The sequence below is a fragment of the Bacillus sp. FSL W8-0640 genome, from assembly GCF_038007725.1.
Classification (GTDB): domain Bacteria; phylum Bacillota; class Bacilli; order Bacillales; family Bacillaceae_G; genus Bacillus_A; species Bacillus_A cereus.
The window spans coordinates 4,992,593-5,009,401 of record NZ_JBBOXT010000001.1 but is presented as its reverse complement, the minus strand read 5'-3'; the positions used below and the strand labels follow the sequence as shown (position 1 = coordinate 5,009,401).

The following is a 16,809-nucleotide window of genomic DNA, read 5'->3' as shown; positions in this document are numbered from 1 at the left end:
GTATATAAATGAAGGTCGATCGTTCGTTGGGGGATGGACGTGAAATTACTTTCAGCTAAGGGGTATTGTCTGATATATAATTTATACGGCAATAAATAAGCACAGAGCATACGGCGCTCTGTGCTTATTTTTATTATTTATCTTTTTTGAATCGAACTGTTTTATCCCAGTCAATGACTTGTTTCTTGCTCTTTGCACGTAAGTATAAGATTAAGCTACGAATAAATAAGTACGTAAAGAGCTGTGCGTACGTAAAGTACATAATAACGCTAATAAAAATATTAGTCGGTGTAAAGGTTCGTTCGACACTCTGGGCACTAAATAATTGAGAAACATATGTAATATATGCGACATACCACATAAATAGTAGCGGAATGCTATATTGAATTTGGAATATCCCGAGTAGCCCAATTACAAACCAAACGTTCGAAATGATTAGGAATAGCCAAAATACAACATACACTAGAACTTGTTGTAAGGAATGAACAAGCAGCTTTCCTTTAAAGAAACTTAATGATGAGAACATTTTTTCTAAAATATATAAATTTCCCTGGAGCCAACGTGTACGTTGTTTAATAAGAATTTTTAAATGCTCTGGTTCTTGTTCCCAAGTAACTGATTCTGGGACGATTGGTAAGAGATAACCTTTTTGTGTAATTCGTAATGTTAATTCAGCATCTTCTGCAATTGCGTAAGGGTCATAGCCACCAAGCTCTTCTAGTGCGGAGCGACGAAGAAGCATGTTTGTTCCTGTCAGCGAGCCCGTTTGGAATAGTAACCAGCGTCCAGATTGCATAAGGAGCTGGAAGATTTGGAATTCTAGCGAAATCATTCGCGTTAACCAGTTTCTTTTTTCGTTTACTGTACGAACGTGTCCAACAGCTCCAACAGCATCTTCAGTTGTTTCAGCGTGTTCTACAAGCATTCGCAGTGCGTGTGGTTCAGGTTGGTTATCTGCATCGTAAACACAGAAGTACTCACCATCTGAAATACTAAGCCCATAGTTTAGTACACGTGATTTACCCTTCGGTTCACCGGGAGGAACACGAATATGACGAATATGAGCATAAGCTTTGTCGAAATCATCTCCGATTTCAGGTGTTTCATCTTGAGAGTTATCATTTAATAAATAAATAGTTAGCTTTCCTGGATATTCAATCTTTGCCATCGCCTCTAAAGTATCTTTAATAACGACGCCTTCATTATGGGCAGGTATGAAAATATCGACGCTCGGATAATGTTCTAGCGTACGATATTTTCGTTTACTATTTCGGTGAATTAAGCCCGCGATTGTTAAGAAAGAGTAGTAAACGAGTAAGCCAGAGAATAGAAAGGCCGTAAAAATAAGTACATATTTAATTGAAAATGTGATACTAATCCAAAAAACGAGTACGCAAAACAGAAGGAATAAAAGAAGTATAACGAGAGTCATCATAACAGTGTCTGTCCTTTGTTTCCAATTTGCTCGCGTGAAATTTTTATATCTTTGATTGCTTCAGCAGCAAGCCATTGCTCCATTTTTGGTTTTAGGCGGTTCATTACAATGTCAGCACCAGCTTCATTTGTGTTTTGTAATAAAATAACTAGCGTATTATTATCATATTCAGCAGCAAGGTCAAAATCATTCCTTACCGTTTCAACTAATAAAGAAGCTACACGGTCCATAACACTTTCCTTTGTATATTTACTAAAGGAAGTGAAATCAAAGTAAACAATAATGCCTGTTTCATTACGACGATTCATTGCAGTCGTTAATAACGCTTGGCGTCTCTCGAATTCTTGTCTTGTTAGTAATTTGGATTCTCCAATATATTGTTCCAATGTTCTCACACGCTCAGTTAAAGCTTTATTTTCATGAATCACTTTTTTCAATAGGTGAGTTGTTATATATACAATGAAGAAGTTAGCTGCCATCAGGAAGTGGGTAATCATATATTGCCATTGATCTGATGTACTCCATAAGTGAAGCCATGCTTGATAGAACAAATAAAATACGGAAATAATGGTTCCTAGTATGAAGAAAATAAATGCTGTTTTGTCAGCTAAAAATAAGAATAGTACATTTACGATTACGTATATTAGTGTAAAAATGAGAGCATGCTCATATTTCGTCACATGTACAGTAGTAAAATAAAATACAATTTGTAAAATCCACATAGAGAGGATTTTATAGAACTTATCTTTCACAAAACTTTCCTCCTTAAAGCTATTTCATCAATAGATACTTGTAGTATGCGCAATTATTAAGAAATTGACCATGTCGTTAAACTCTTTTGAAGGGTAACAACAAGTAGTATCTCTATTTTCATAAGAAAAATAAAAAGACTTAAACATTATTGTATCATAATGTGCCTATATTTAGGATAAATTGATTAATAGATACATAAAAGACGTTTGGATTGCATGAAAAAAGTCTCCTCTTGTAGAAAGAGAAGACTCTATATAAGTTTATAGGAACATCATACCTGCAACTGCTGCGTTTAAGAAGTTCGCTAATGTACCAGCGATAACTGCTTTAATCCCTAATTGTGCAATTTGTTTACGGCGAGTAGGAGCTAACGTTCCTGTTACACCTAATTGAATTGCGATAGAAGAGAAGTTTGCAAATCCACAGATTGCAAATGTTAAAATTAGATTTGTTTTGTCAGAGAACTCTGCCATGTGTGGTCCTAAGTTTGCGTATGCAACGAATTCGTTGATTGCAAGTTTTTGACCGATAAAGCTTGCTGCTTGTATCGCTTCACCAGGAGAAACCCCGATTAAGATTGCGAATGGTGATAATAAGTAACCAAAGATTAAATCAAGACTAAGTTTAATATCGAACAGAGAACCAACCCATCCTAATAATCCATTTAATAAAGCGATTAATGCGATGAAAGCCATTAACATTGCTGCTACGTTAATAACAAGTTGCATACCTTCAGATGCGCCGCGTGCAGCTGCATCAATAACATTTGCGTCTTCACGTTCTGTAGAAAGTTCAACGTTATTATCTACTTTTTCTGTCTCTGGCATGATTAGTTTCGCAATTAATAAGCTCGATGGAGCCGCCATAATTGCAGCTGCTAATAAGTGCTCTAACGGAATACCCATTGCTGCATAACCGACAAGAACGGATCCAGCAACAGCTGTCATACCGCTTACCATAATAGTGAAGAATTCACTATTTGTTAAGCGTGCTAAGTAAGGTTTAATTAAGATTGGAGCTTCAGTTTGTCCTAAAAATACAGTCGTTACTGAGTTTAAGCTTTCTGCTTTAGAAGTTCCAAGAAGTTTACTTAATGCACCACCAACGATGCTAACAAATTTCTGCATAATACCGAAATAATATAAGATTGCTACTAATGAACTAATAAATACGATTGGAAGTAGTGCTTGAATAAAGAATACAAATCCCCAAGGTCCCTTTGCGTTGACTAAATCCCCAGTAACGAACTTAATTCCCTCGTAAGAAAAATTAATTAATCCTTGAACACCGTCAGCAGCGTGTTTTAAACCTGCTTTACCAGCATCCCATCGTAATACGATAAATGAAAATGACATTTGTAATGCTAGCGCAATTAAAATTGTGCGCCAATTAATAGCTTTGCGGTTGGAAGATAGTAAGAAAGCAATTGCTAATACTCCAATCACGCCGCCAATTCCCCATAAAAGATTCATGCAGTGTATGCTCCTTCCTCATAGTAAAAACAGTGTATAAACCAGTTGTCTATACGTTTGCGAATATAACATCTTTAGTAACTTATCATAATGGACATCGGAGGTCAAACGTCTAATGAAAAGTTTAAATAAAAAGAAAATTCTTCAAAAAAACACATATAAAATAAATAGACATGAAATAGGTTATGTTTTTTATGAAAATATATACATTATGATAACGTTATGCATTGTTTTTGTAGAATAAAGTGTATGAAATGGAAGAATGGATACATTATTTTTGTAGAGAGAAGGTAGGAGAAAGGGAGTAATATGTTGAACTCATAGCAAAAAAGCCTTCTAGTAAACTAGAAGGCTTTGAAACTATTAATTAAGGTGCTTTCGTGTATCCTAAGAAGTGGCTCTTCCAATAAGATTTACTTAATGAATCGATTGCTACACCGTTATCTCCAGCTTGGATAAACGATCCGCCCCCAAGGTAAATACCCATGTGAGAAGGACCAGATTTATAAGTGTTTTGGAAATAAATTAGGTCACCAGGTTGTGGACTTGAAGTTTTTGGTAGGCTACTCCAATATCCTGCAACACTTTGGCGGCTAATGTTATGACCAAATTTCTTAAATACGTGGTAGATGTAGCCACTGCAGTCTACGCCGTTAGCAGAAGTTCCGCCCCAAACGTACGGTACACCTTGCATTGATTTTGCATATGCAAGTACGGAAGAACTGTCGCCGCTATTGTTGCCTGTATTATTATTGTTGCTATTGTTTTGATTGTTATTTTGGTTATTGTTAGGCTTATTATCTACTGCGCCTCCAACTGGTGTTTTAGATAGGTAACGTGTTCCGATATAACCAGTTTGACCGTTGTAGTTAATTTTGCTCCATCCAGAGTTTTCAGAGATTACTTGAACCTTCTGTCCTTGTGGAAGTGCGCCTATGATTCTATAATTTGTACCTTCGCCGCTACGTACATTTAGTGCAGAAGCATTAATGTAGTAGTCGCCAATTGCACCTTGGTTAGGTTTTTCAGGTTGTTTTGGTTGCTCAGGAGTAGTAGTGCCACCTTTAACGAATTTTACAAATTCGCTACTAACAAAGCCTGTTTTTCCTTGGTAATTTACTTTAAACCAACCGTTTTCAGATCCAACTACGTTTAATGTTGTACCATTTAAAACGCCACCAATTACACTATGGTAAGCGGCAGGGCCTGTACGAACACGTAGAGATGTAGCGTTAACCACGTAAGAACCACCAGTTTGAATAGTTCCATTATTATTGTTTTGCTCTTGTTTGTTGCCTTCTGTAACGTTTTCGTTAGAACCGCCTTTTGATACATAGTCTTTGCTTACATAAGCAGTTTGTCCTGCGTAATTGATTTTGAACCAATCTTGAACTTCTCCAACCACTTGTACTACTTGTCCTTTTGTAACAGAACCTACAGTTGTGTGAGAAGTGCTAGGACCTGTACGAACGCGAAGGGAAGATACATTTACTGTATAGTTTCCGCTTGCTGGTTTTACTTCTTGGTTGTTATTATTCGTATTGTTGTTTGAAGAACCTGCATTAGAAGAAACGCCAGATACGAATTCGCCACTTACATAACCTACTTGTCCATTATGGTTAATTTTCACCCAACCATTTTCTTGTCCAATTACGTTTAATGTTTGTCCTGCATATACACGTCCAGAAACAGAACTAGAAGTGTTAGGAGCTGTACGTACACGTAATACATCAGCAGTAACTTTATTGTTTCCACCTGTGCTTACATTGTTGTTTGCTGCTCCACTTTTTGATACAAATTCGCCACTAACAAAGCCTGTTTTTCCGTTAATGTTAATTTTGAACCAACCATTTTCTTCGCCAATCACGTTTAGTGATTGACCGTTATAAACACGTGAGATGATGTCGTGAGAAGTACTTGATCCCGCACGAACATGTAAGACGCTCGCGTTTACCGTATAAGATGAGTTGTTTGACGCAGAAGCTTGGACAGTTGTAGCAGCTTTTTGTGTATTTTGTTCAGGTGCAGCTTGAACACTATCAAGTGTAGGTGCTGCTCCTCCTGCTACAGACACTGCCGCAAGACCGGCAAGATACTTTTTCATAATTTGTCGATTCCTTTCTGTCTGTAATGTAGTGAAGAAATATTTACCAACTGTTAAAAATTCTAAAGAGCATGTCGATTACTGTCAAGACTTATATAGGAATCTGAATATGACAAAAAGATTACAAGAAAAAAATCAAGGCATAAAATTACACCTTGATTTCCATTTAAATGCATATATTGAATATGAAAGGACAGAAATTATTCGTGTTTAAGAAGATGCCATATTGGATTGTAATAAGATTTGATTAAAAGATTTTTGCAGTTTTTTGGTGATAGGCCCAACTTGCCCATCTTGAATCGCGGTCCCATCAAGGTGGGTCATTGGTAAAATTTCAATCGTTGTGCCTGTAAAAAAGCATTCATCTGCTTGATAAACGTCACGAACGCTGAAAAGTTCTTCCTGCACAGGAATGTGAAGAGTATTCGCTAAAGAAAGGACATATTGACGAATAATGCCATTTAAAATAAGGTGATTGGCTGGATGTGTGTAAAGCGTTCCGTTTTTAATTAAAAAGAAGTTGGAATGGCTTCCTTCCGTTACAATACCATTCCTTACGAGAAGTGCCTCTTTACAGCCTTTCCGTTCAGCTTTCGTAGCAGCTAGTACGTTTGGTAATAAATTTAATGATTTAATGTCACAGCGTAGCCATCGAGTATCGGGTTCTGATATAGCGCGTATACCATATTCAATCCATAAAGCTGGTCGTTCTTTTTTTGTAATATAGGCATAAATTGTCGGAGGGTTGTCATATGAAAATACATGTGTGCGAGCTTGTACACCACGAGATACTTGCAAATAAATGATGCCATCTTCGTGGAAATGGTTTCGTTCAATTAATTTGTAAAGTAAAGTGATGAGCTCAGCTTTTGAGAAAGGGAGCGATAATTCTACTTCTTCCATGGATCGATATAATCTCGTTATGTGCGGATCTAATAAATGAAAGTTCCCTTTATATAGGCGAATAACCTCATAGACACCATCTCCGAACTGCGAACCTCTCTCTTCAAGTTCTATGTACGTTTGTTGTTTTGTTGTATCAATAACTTCATCATTCCAAAGTACAAATTTTTCGTATGCCAATTTCCGTCCCATCCTTTCGTAAGTACGTAAGTAACGTGAAACTTTCATTCATGCGAGATAAAAATCACTATAGTAATTTTTATGTGAGCAATTCTCTACATATGACCATATATGTATTTGTAAATCATAGAGAAATAAGGATGATCTACCCCGCATTAACGGCAGTAAAGCCCCTACTTACAAATTCGGGTAGAGCAAAGAAGTGAAGTGGGCGAATCACTGCCCGTAAATGCCCGATTGATGAGGGCTGATTAAAGTTTCACTTTACAGCATTTTGTATATACAAATTCGAAAATAAGAAATGAGAATCCTGCTTTTAAATAAAAAAAAGCAACATTCTTATGGAATGCTGCACAAGGAGGGTAGCTATCTTTCATAGGGACATTGTCTCGTTGAATGCTTTGTGTATGGAAACAAAACAAGTTGAAAGACAATTATAAGAAAGTAGAAACAAAAGATTTACACATTTCTTTAAGGGATCTTACGAAAGATGAGAGATAAGAAATATGTAGAACCTCGTTTACATATTTTATTATAGAGATTCTTCATTAACACTATGTGAATATTTGGTAAAGGTTATGTAATTTTAAAGTTAATGAATATAAGTAGTTGTATGGAAGAAAATAAAAAAGAGGCTGAGATTACTCAGCGCTCTTCTTTTCTTCTTTAATAACTGTTTTTACTTCACCAGTTTTGATCTTATTACTTTCAGAGAAGCGAAGTAAGTCACCTTCAATGATTTTATCAGACATGTTCAATTCATTTTGGGCACGATCAATTAGTGGCTGGGATTCTTCTTTCGGTAATTGTACAACTTCGCCAGTAGCACGGTCATAGAATGTACTGTTTGTGTACATGTATTTATCTGTAACGAAGCTACCGTCACGAAGAACAACGAATCCTTTATTATCAGGTGAGAATACATCATGACCGAATCGAACGTCATTTGTAGAATCTACACCAAGTAAGTTTAGAATAGTTGGTTTAATGTCAATTTCACCAGTTGGTTTCGAAATTGTTTTACCTTCTTTTTGACCTGGAACGTGAATAAACATCGGTGTTTTTTGTAAGTTCATATGGTCAAATGCAGTGATTTCTTCTTTTCCTAAGAACTGTGCCATTGCACGGTTATGGTTTTCAGAAATACCGTAGTGGTCACCGTAGAATACGATTACTGAGTTGTCGTAAATACCTTCTGCTTTTAGACGCTCAATAAAGTGTTTCATTGCTTCGTCTAAGTAACGAGCAGTTACCATGTAACGGTCAAATACTCCATCACCAGAATTGTATTCATCGATTAATTTTGTACTGTCATCGTAAGTGAATGGGTAATGATTCGTTAAAGTAAGGAAGCGAGTATAGAATGGTTGCTTCACTTGTTTTAACATATCAATAGATTGATCGAAGTACTCGATATCTTTTAATCCCCAGTTTAATTTTGTTTCTGGCGTAATCTTGTAGTCAAGCTCGTTGTAGTAACGATCATAACCAAGTGCTGGATACATAATGTTACGGTTCCAGAATGTTGCGTTGTTTGCGTGGAATACCGACGTGTGATACCCTTGCTGACGTAAAATTTCTGGAGTTGCTGTATATTCATTGTTACCGTGTGTGAAGAATACAGCACCGCGGTCTAGTGGATATAACGAAGTATCTACTAGGAATTCAGCATCAGATGTTTTACCTTGACCAGTTTGATGGAAGAAGTTATCAAAGTAATAACTTTCTTTCGTAAATTGGTTTAAGAATGGTGTAACTTCTTGTCCATTAACTGTTGCACCAATTAAGAATGTTTGTAATGACTCAAGAGAGACAACAATTACGTTTTTCCCTTTTGCAGTACCGAACATATTTGGATCTGGTTTACTTTGTGTTGTTTTTACGTAGTTTTCTGTTTCTTGTAATTTACTACCGTCAGCGAACGCTTTTTGTGAACTTGATTTTGCTTGTAAGCCAAGATCGTATACTTGATGTACATATAATCCTAAGTTTTTAACAAGCATAACGCGGTCGAATGAACGTGTTAATAGTTCTGGGCGTTCAGCTTCTGCAAGTCCTAAGTTTGCGAAGAAAATAGCAACTGTTGATACGAAGTATAGAGAACGCATCGGGCGTGCTACACGCTCTGTAGGTGCAAAGTTCTTCATTTTCTTTAATAGAACGAAGAAAACGATAATGTCTGCAAATGCAAGAATAATTTTGTAGTTAAATAATTCTTTCACACTAGAACCTAAACTTCCGAAGTTAGATGTTTGTCCTAGCACCGGTAATGTAACGAAGTCATTGTAGAATCCGTAGAACATTACGTTACCAACAAGAACGATTGTTAAGACAAAATTAATTCCAAGTGCTATATAGTTACGTTTTTTCCCTTTTGCAAATAATGCAAGACCAACAAGCAGTAATGATGCTGCTAATGGGCTAAGGAATAAAATGAATTCTTGCATGAAAGATTCAAGTTTTAAATCAAAGCTTGTGCGTGTAATAAGGTAAGTTTTCAGCCATAAGGCTAAAGCTACGAATACAGTGAAACGCACATTTTGAAATTGTGATTTCAAGGTTTCTTTCATTCATTTCCACCCTTTCTCTATCAGGCTTGGTCGATTTTGGAGCGAAAAATGCTAAAATAAAAAATACATAGTTTTCTTGGCCATAATTAAAGGTTCTATATTCACCCATATACGACTATAACTATGCATACCCTTTTGGTTTCTTTTGTTGCTCATAAGCATAACGTCATTTCTGTATTATACAACAAAATTCATTTCTGAGAAACACTATAACATTTTACATTTTTTGTATAAGATTTGTCACTACCAGAGAAAACTTTAACATTCGTTTATATGTCCGTCAACTAGAAAATATAACAAAGGTAGAGCAGAATGTTAAGTGGAAGTGAAAATTTTCTTTGTTGAGAAATAAGAAATGAAGATGGGTAAGGGTTATCTAGAAATCTATTATATGAAGGAAATAGTGTGAAAATTAACGAACACTTGTTCTTTTTTGGTTTGTTTGTTACAATAAAAGTTCATTGATAGGTTTTGTGTAATTTCCATGAACTTTTACTGATAACATATTGTAGCTTATTTCTTTTTAAAAATAGGGAGGCTTTTTACATGAAACAAAAATTTTCAGTTGAAGCGTTTTGGAAGAAAGTAAAACATGTTGCAAAGCAAGCAGGGCAATCTGTCATTTATGCAAGTTTATTACTGTTTTACGTTTTGCAAAGACCCGATGTTCCAAAACGAGTGAAAATTATTGTAATTGGAGCACTTGCTTATTTTATTGCACCGATTGATGCGATTCCAGATTTCATTGCTGGAATTGGCTATACGGATGATTTGGGGGCGTTAACGGCCGCACTAATACAGGTGTCGTTATACGTCAATGAAGATGTGAAAGATAAGGCACGAGTGAAGTTGGCAGAATGGTTTGGTTCGGATGTAGACACAACATTTATCGATCAGAAATTAGGTCAATAGGTGAAACCTGTCATAAGGTGACAGGACGAACGTAAGCGAGGAAGTGCATTATGCCATCAGGAAGAACGCATACGAAAATAAACTTAATATCCCTTCCGGTTGTTTTGTTTTTGCTCTTTTCGTATGGATTAACAAATTTTGATTTTTTATTAACTTTTGCGATTGGTTTTTTAGTAGGTACTTCATTTTTAACACCAGATTTAGATACGTACAGTAATGCTTATAACAAATGGGGTTTCTTACGTATATTTTGGTATCCTTATAAGAAAGTAATGCCGCATCGATCTTTCTTTACACATACGATTATACTTGGTGATGTAATTCGTATTGCGTACATGTTAATCGTCTTTTCTCCATTTTTATTACTATTAAATGTAATCGCACTGGATGGTAATTTAATAGAAATTGCGAAGAAGCATGAGGTTGAAATTGTAACGTTCTTAATGGGAATTGTTGTGGCAAGTACGCTCCACATTATAGCGGATAAAGTGAATACGCGCCGAAAGAAAATGATGAGAAAAAAGAAGAAACGCAGAAGATAAAGTGAACGAATTAGGAAAAGGGCCCCTTGCAAATTGCAAGGGGCCCTTTTTAAACAAAAATTTGTTTAAAATTAAGCTTTCAGCACTTTAATTCCTTTTACAATGTTCCAGATGAAGTAGTATAAGCTGATGATTCCGCAAATAGCTAAGACAATCATTGATCCAATTCCAAGTGTTACATCTGGTTGATCAGATCCAAGACCCATAATTCCTAGAATAGTTACGCCAATGAATGTAGCGATACTTGGAATGATGTGCGTCCATAGAGCACGTTTTGCATGTGGTTTTGTTTCAGCGTCTCCCACGATCCAAACGATAATAGGGAATAAGATAGGGGCAAATAGTACACTAAAGTATGATAACGCAGCTAATATTTTATTTCCGTTCATATATATCACCTCATGAATAATTTCTGTTGTTATACTATTATTATGCAATAATTTTGGCAAACTTCCTATCGATGAACATTACAAGAACGTGACGATTTTGTAAGATTTTCTGTTAAATAATAAAATTTTCAAAAAAATCTTTTTTAATAGAAATTGTTATGGTACAGTATAAATGAAAGTTGTTGAAAACGTTTTCTTAAACGTTTTTTTATTTTAGGCTTAAAGGTATGATGACCTGATAGTCTATTGATGAGGTTATTCTATTTAAAAGGGGATTCTTTAGGGGGAGAGAACAATGAACACATGGACACAAGTTTATGATCCATTCGGAAACATTTGGATTTCGGCAGCGGTCGCACTTATTCCGATTATCTTTTTTTTCTTAGCTTTAGCAGTTTTCCGCATGAAGGGGTATGTGGCAGGATTTATTACAGTTGTACTTACAGTTTTAGTAGCGTTATTCGCTTATAAAATGCCGTTCACGATGGCAATGGCAGCAACCGGGTACGGTTTTTTGTATGGGTTATGGCCAATTGCTTGGATTATCATTATGTCCGTATTTTTATATAAAATTTCTGTGAAAACAGGTCAATTTGATGTGATTCGTGCATCGGTATTATCGATTACGAACGATCATCGTCTACTCGTTATTTTAATTGGATTTTCATTTGGAGCATTTTTAGAAGGAGCGGCAGGATTTGGGGCACCAGTAGCGATTACAGCAGCGCTTCTTGCGGGTCTTGGGTTAAATCCTTTATACGCAGCAGGTCTTTGTTTGATTGCAAATACTGCACCAGTGGCGTTCGGAGCGATGGGAATTCCGATTACAGTTGCTGGACAAGTAACAGGTATTGATCCACATAAAATTGGACAAATGGCTGGGCATCAATTACCGTTCCTATCATTATTTGTTCCATTCTTTATCGTATTTTTAATGGATGGATTTAAAGGTATAAGACAAACGTGGCCTGCGTTACTTGTAGCCGGTAGTTCATTTGCGATTACGCAGTTCATTACAGCGACATTTTTAGGACCGGAACTTCCGGATATTACATCGGCACTTGTAAGTTTAATTAGTTTAGCGCTGTTCTTAAAAGTTTGGCAGCCGAAAGAAATTTATCAATCCGGGCAAGCAAATAGTGAAGTAGCAGTAACAACGACAGCGGCATCGATGCCGAAATTAACGTTTGGAAAAGTAGTGAAAGCATGGTCTCCATTTATCGTATTAACGGTTATGGTAGTCATTTGGAGCCAAAGTTTCTTTAAGGCATTATTCGCTCCAGGAGGGGCTTTAGAAAGTCTTGTATTTAAGTTTGAAATTCCAGGTCTGCATAATTTAGTAATGAAAGCAGAGCCAATTGTAAATAAAGCAACGCCTTACGAGGCAATTTTGAAGTTTGATGTATTATCGGCAACTGGAACAGCGATTTTAATTGCTTGTATCATTTCCATGTTTATTTTGAAAATGAATGTAAAAGATGCAGTAGTGACATTTAAAGAAACGTTAAGCGAATTAAAAGTGCCAATTCTATCTATCGGATTCGTACTAGGGTTTGCATTTATCGCAAACTATTCTGGTCTATCTTCTACGTTAGCGTTAGCATTAGCCGGAACTGGCGGACTATTCCCGTTCTTCTCACCATTCTTAGGCTGGATTGGCGTATTCCTAACAGGGTCTGATACGTCTGCGAATGCACTGTTCTCAAATTTACAAGCCATTACAGCGCAGCAAGTCGGCGTATCTGAAGTGCTTCTTGTTGCAGCAAATACAACAGGCGGTGTAACAGGGAAAATGATTTCCCCGCAGTCGATTGCGATCGCTTGTGCGGCGGTTGGTCTTGCTGGAAAAGAATCGGATTTGTTCCGTTTTACAGTGAAGCATAGCTTATTCTTCGTAATTATTGTTGGTATTATGACGTATGTGCAAGCGTATTATTTAACGTGGATGATTCCGTAAAGAGCAAAAGAAATAAACTTTTCATTTTTCAGATTATCGTGTATGATGGGAAAGTATTGAAAATTAAATCAGTGATAAACTAGGGGTGCCTAACGTATGCGTAGGCTGAGAGAGAAGCGCGTGAACTTCTTAACCCTTTGGACCTGATCTGGCTCGTACCAGCGTAGGGAAGTTAACGGCTTTACATAATGATGTCTTTATGAGCCAGGTCCTTATTTTTTTATGGACCTGGCTCTTTTTATTTTGGCATGCGCTGGCCATATCTTGTCCTTGTCACGAACAGGGGGGCAACAAAATTTATGAAACAATCTGTTTCAGCTGAGCAAATTGAATTGAAGTCGAGTTTACCAGGGAGTAAGAAAGTATATGTGGATGGACCACGAGAAGGTATGAAAGTGCCGATGCGTGAGATTGAACAAAGCGAAACGAATGGCGTTCCAAATCCACCAATCCGTGTGTATGATACGAGCGGTCCTTATACAGATCCTGCGTATAAGGTCGAGTTGGAAAAAGGAATTCCAACGCCGCGCCACTCTTGGATTATGGGGCGTGGTGATGTAGAAGCATACGAAGGGCGTGAAGTGAAACCAGAGGATGACGGTGTGAAAGTAGCTTCGAAGCATACACCTGTTTTCCCGCAAATGGATCGCCAGCCACTTAGAGCAAAGCAAGGTGCAAATGTTACGCAAATGCACTATGCACGTAATGGCATTATTACGTCTGAGATGGAATATGTTGCGATTCGTGAAGGGGTAGAGCCGGAGTTTGTTCGTAAGGAAATCGCAGAAGGCCGCGCTATTTTACCAGCGAATATTAATCATCCAGAAGCTGAACCGATGATCATCGGGCGTAATTTTCATGTGAAGGTAAACGCGAATATCGGAAACTCAGCTGTATCTTCTTCGATTGCAGAAGAAGTAGAGAAGATGACATGGGCAACGCGCTGGGGTGCGGATACGATTATGGATTTATCTACAGGTAAAAATATTCATACGACGCGTGAGTGGATTATTCGTAACGCGCCTGTACCAGTTGGAACTGTACCGATCTATCAAGCGCTGGAAAAAGTAAACGGAATTGCAGAAGATTTAACGTGGGAAGTATATCGTGATACGTTAATTGAGCAGGCGGAGCAAGGCGTTGATTACTTTACGATTCACGCTGGTGTATTGCTTCGTTATATTCCAATCACGGCAAAGCGTACGACAGGTATCGTTTCGCGCGGTGGTTCGATTATGGCACAGTGGTGTTTATTCCATCATAAAGAAAACTTCCTATATACTCACTTTGAAGAGATTTGTGAAATTATGAAGCAGTATGATGTTTCGTTCTCTCTTGGAGATGGATTACGTCCAGGGTCTATTGCAGATGCAAATGACGAAGCACAGTTTTCTGAGCTTGAAACACTTGGTGAATTAACAAAAATTGCTTGGAAACATGATGTGCAAGTTATGATTGAAGGACCTGGACACGTACCGATGCACTTAATTAAAGAGAATATGGAGAAAGAGCTTGATATTTGTCAGGGCGCGCCGTTTTACACACTTGGGCCACTAACGACAGATATTGCACCAGGTTATGACCATATTACATCTGCAATTGGAGCTGCGATGATTGGCTGGTTTGGAACAGCGATGCTTTGTTATGTAACGCCGAAAGAACATTTAGGTTTGCCAAACAAAGATGATGTACGCACGGGTGTTATTACGTACAAAATTGCAGCGCATGCGGCTGATCTTGCGAAAGGACATAAAACGGCTCATCAGCGTGATGATGCACTTTCAAAAGCACGCTTCGAATTCCGTTGGCGCGATCAATTTAATTTATCTTTAGATCCTGAACGTGCGATGGAATATCATGATGAAACGTTGCCTGCAGAAGGGGCAAAGACAGCTCACTTCTGTTCAATGTGTGGACCGAAGTTTTGTAGTATGAGAATTTCACATGATATTCGTGAATATGCAAAAGAAAATGATTTAGAAACGACAGAAGCAATTGAAAAAGGAATGAAAGAGAAAGCAGAAGAATTTAAAGAAGCTGGTAGTCATTTATATCAATAACATGTTACACCTCTTTACTTGATTGATCACACTGTAGTACCTAACTTTATTATAGAAGAAGCCCCATTTGCTAAGACGGTAGCAAATGGGGCTTCTGTTGTTTATAAGGCGAAGAAGAGATGTACCCAGTAGAATAAGAGGAATAGTGTGACGACTGTTGTGAGCGGGATAACGATAAGGGATACACTTAAATAGTCTTTCCATTTTACTTTAATTTTGTTTTGTTTCAGAATATACATCCAAATGAGTGAAGCTAGCGTACCAATTGGTAGTAATAGTGAACCGATGTCACTACCAATGATGTTTGCAAGATAGATAGTTTTTAATGTGACTGGATCTAGTCCCATTTCTGTTAATGTGATTGTACCAATCATAAGGGCAGGATGGTTATTGAAGACGTTAGAGAGGATGGATACAAGTCCGCCCATTGCAAAGCTAGCATAGAGTAGATGCTGATTCACAACTGGCTCGAGCCATTGTACAAGTGCAGCTGTTAATCCTGCGTTGTGTAGTCCGTAAATAATGACGTACATAGAGAAGGCGAAAATTAAAATGTGCCACGGTGTCTTTTTCAAAATGTCGACAGGATTTGTTCGTAAGTAGTACCATCTCCAAATGAGAAGAACGAGTGAACCAAGTACTGCAACGATTTCAATTGGGATGGATAAGAAGGATGCAACGAATAGAAGACAGCGCATCAGGAAGACGAAACCTAATACTTTTAACATGAATCTTGTCCGTTTTTGTTTCGTATCGACAGAATTATTTCCTTTTAGTGGATGGAAGTTTTTCGTGAAGAAAATTTCTTCAATATCATATGAAGAAACAGGTAATTTTTTCGGAAGTTTTTTCTTCAAAACTGTATACATGAGCCATGACATAAATAATAAGCCTAATGTTGCAGGTACAAACATCATAGCGGTATGCATATAAAGAGTCATATGGACGATGTTTAATGCGATTAAATTTACGATATTACTTACACCAATTGGTGCACTAGATGCCGTAGCGATTAAAGCACCACTTAATAAATAAGGAATTTGTTGATGTGGTTTTAATTGAAGGTTTTTTAGAAGAAGAATTAAAATGGGAGTTGTAATTAAAATACTACCGTCGTTATTAAATAAAAGAGTCATAAGAAAACATAATAATTGAATATACCAGTATAGACGGCGTCCAGAACCTTTCGCTAGATTTGCCAGTTTCGCTGCGGACCAATGGAAGAAGCCGAAGCTTTCTAATATAACTGCCATAACAATAGTTGCTAATATTGTTATGGAAGCACCGCCAATTTTACTTATAATATCCATGATGTCTGGTTTTGATACAAGTCCAGTAATTATGATGATACCAGCTCCGATTGCTGCTGGCCATGCCTCATTTAAGCCGCGAGGTCGCCAAAAGATAACGATCATCGTTAAGAAAAATACAATAATAGTAATCCATATTTCAATGCTCATATTTTGCCTACCTTTCTATTTTCCCTTGAACAGATGTAGCTTGTCTCAAGTTTATATTGGTAGTATATTCAG

12 protein-coding genes and 1 riboswitch are annotated in these 16,809 nt (G+C 37.2%); of the genes, 4 read left to right on the top strand and 8 right to left on the bottom strand.

Features of this window, described 5'->3' with window-relative positions; genetic code table 11:
• Window positions 1–133: 133 nt before the first annotated feature.
• From N2V80_RS25975 to N2V80_RS25950, 6 genes are all read right to left on the bottom strand, one after another.
• On the bottom strand, window positions 134–1,435 hold the full coding sequence (locus N2V80_RS25975; protein ID WP_061655217.1) for a glycosyltransferase family 2 protein: 1,302 nt from the start codon (window positions 1,433–1,435) through the stop codon (window positions 134–136).
• Window positions 1,432–2,187: a diguanylate cyclase gene (locus tag N2V80_RS25970; protein ID WP_000653224.1), complete on the bottom strand. Its 756-nt coding sequence runs from the start codon at window positions 2,185–2,187 to the stop codon at window positions 1,432–1,434. Before N2V80_RS25970 ends, N2V80_RS25975 begins: the two co-directional genes overlap by 4 nt.
• A gap of 261 nt (window positions 2,188–2,448) precedes the next feature.
• Window positions 2,449–3,660: a NupC/NupG family nucleoside CNT transporter gene (locus N2V80_RS25965; RefSeq protein ID WP_001051029.1), complete on the bottom strand. Its 1,212-nt coding sequence runs from the start codon at window positions 3,658–3,660 to the stop codon at window positions 2,449–2,451.
• A gap of 367 nt (window positions 3,661–4,027) precedes the next feature.
• Window positions 4,028–5,764 (bottom strand): C40 family peptidase, encoded by a 1,737-nt coding sequence (locus N2V80_RS25960; protein WP_061655218.1) that lies wholly within the window; start codon window positions 5,762–5,764, stop codon window positions 4,028–4,030.
• Window positions 5,765–5,974: 210 nt separating this feature from the next.
• Window positions 5,975–6,859, bottom strand: a complete 885-nt coding sequence (locus N2V80_RS25955; RefSeq protein WP_080119342.1) for a D-amino-acid transaminase — start codon at window positions 6,857–6,859, stop codon at window positions 5,975–5,977.
• Window positions 6,860–7,488: 629 nt separating this feature from the next.
• Complete coding sequence (locus N2V80_RS25950) at window positions 7,489–9,417, bottom strand: LTA synthase family protein (RefSeq protein ID WP_000665358.1); 1,929 nt, start codon at window positions 9,415–9,417, stop codon at window positions 7,489–7,491.
• 546 nt (window positions 9,418–9,963) lie between these two features.
• Here N2V80_RS25950 and N2V80_RS25945 point away from each other — a divergent pair.
• Both N2V80_RS25945 and N2V80_RS25940 read left to right on the top strand, forming a co-directional pair.
• Window positions 9,964–10,329, top strand: a complete 366-nt coding sequence (locus tag N2V80_RS25945; protein WP_061655219.1) for a YkvA family protein — start codon at window positions 9,964–9,966, stop codon at window positions 10,327–10,329.
• Window positions 10,330–10,379: 50 nt separating this feature from the next.
• Window positions 10,380–10,871: a metal-binding protein gene (locus tag N2V80_RS25940; RefSeq protein WP_001139060.1), complete on the top strand. Its 492-nt coding sequence runs from the start codon at window positions 10,380–10,382 to the stop codon at window positions 10,869–10,871.
• A gap of 71 nt (window positions 10,872–10,942) precedes the next feature.
• Here N2V80_RS25940 and N2V80_RS25935 read toward each other — a convergent pair whose 3' ends face one another.
• Window positions 10,943–11,260 (bottom strand): DUF4870 domain-containing protein, encoded by a 318-nt coding sequence (locus N2V80_RS25935; protein WP_001014099.1) that lies wholly within the window; start codon window positions 11,258–11,260, stop codon window positions 10,943–10,945.
• A gap of 295 nt (window positions 11,261–11,555) precedes the next feature.
• Between N2V80_RS25935 and lldP the strand changes: the two genes are divergently transcribed.
• Both lldP and thiC read left to right on the top strand, forming a co-directional pair.
• On the top strand, window positions 11,556–13,217 hold the full coding sequence (gene lldP, locus N2V80_RS25930) for an L-lactate permease (RefSeq protein ID WP_061655220.1): 1,662 nt from the start codon (window positions 11,556–11,558) through the stop codon (window positions 13,215–13,217).
• Window positions 13,218–13,288: 71 nt separating this feature from the next.
• Window positions 13,289–13,404, top strand: a riboswitch (TPP riboswitch).
• Between the two features lie 112 nt (window positions 13,405–13,516).
• Window positions 13,517–15,277, top strand: coding sequence for a phosphomethylpyrimidine synthase ThiC (thiC, locus tag N2V80_RS25925; protein WP_000814479.1), 1,761 nt, complete (start codon window positions 13,517–13,519; stop codon window positions 15,275–15,277).
• A 101-nt stretch (window positions 15,278–15,378) separates the two neighbouring features.
• Here thiC and N2V80_RS25920 read toward each other — a convergent pair whose 3' ends face one another.
• Window positions 15,379–16,737: an arsenic transporter gene (locus N2V80_RS25920; RefSeq protein ID WP_000021120.1), complete on the bottom strand. Its 1,359-nt coding sequence runs from the start codon at window positions 16,735–16,737 to the stop codon at window positions 15,379–15,381.
• Window positions 16,738–16,809 lie beyond the last annotated feature (72 nt).

Bases quoted from the DNA above. Each gene is read 5' to 3' on its own strand.
- N2V80_RS25965 (WP_001051029.1), bottom strand. From the start codon at position 3,660: ATGAATCTTTTATGGGGAATTGGCGGCGTGATTGGAGTATTAGCAATT.
- N2V80_RS25950 (WP_000665358.1), bottom strand. From the start codon at position 9,417: ATGAAAGAAACCTTGAAATCACAATTTCAAAATGTGCGTTTCACTGTA.
- N2V80_RS25920 (WP_000021120.1), bottom strand. From the start codon at position 16,737: ATGAGCATTGAAATATGGATTACTATTATTGTATTTTTCTTAACGATG.
- lldP (WP_061655220.1), top strand. From the start codon at position 11,556: ATGAACACATGGACACAAGTTTATGATCCATTCGGAAACATTTGGATT.
- N2V80_RS25945 (WP_061655219.1), top strand. From the start codon at position 9,964: ATGAAACAAAAATTTTCAGTTGAAGCGTTTTGGAAGAAAGTAAAACAT.
- N2V80_RS25940 (WP_001139060.1), top strand. From the start codon at position 10,380: ATGCCATCAGGAAGAACGCATACGAAAATAAACTTAATATCCCTTCCG.
- thiC (WP_000814479.1), top strand. From the start codon at position 13,517: ATGAAACAATCTGTTTCAGCTGAGCAAATTGAATTGAAGTCGAGTTTA.
- N2V80_RS25960 (WP_061655218.1), bottom strand. From the start codon at position 5,764: ATGAAAAAGTATCTTGCCGGTCTTGCGGCAGTGTCTGTAGCAGGAGGA.
- N2V80_RS25955 (WP_080119342.1), bottom strand. From the start codon at position 6,859: ATGGGACGGAAATTGGCATACGAAAAATTTGTACTTTGGAATGATGAA.
- N2V80_RS25935 (WP_001014099.1), bottom strand. From the start codon at position 11,260: ATGAACGGAAATAAAATATTAGCTGCGTTATCATACTTTAGTGTACTA.
- N2V80_RS25975 (WP_061655217.1), bottom strand. From the start codon at position 1,435: ATGATGACTCTCGTTATACTTCTTTTATTCCTTCTGTTTTGCGTACTC.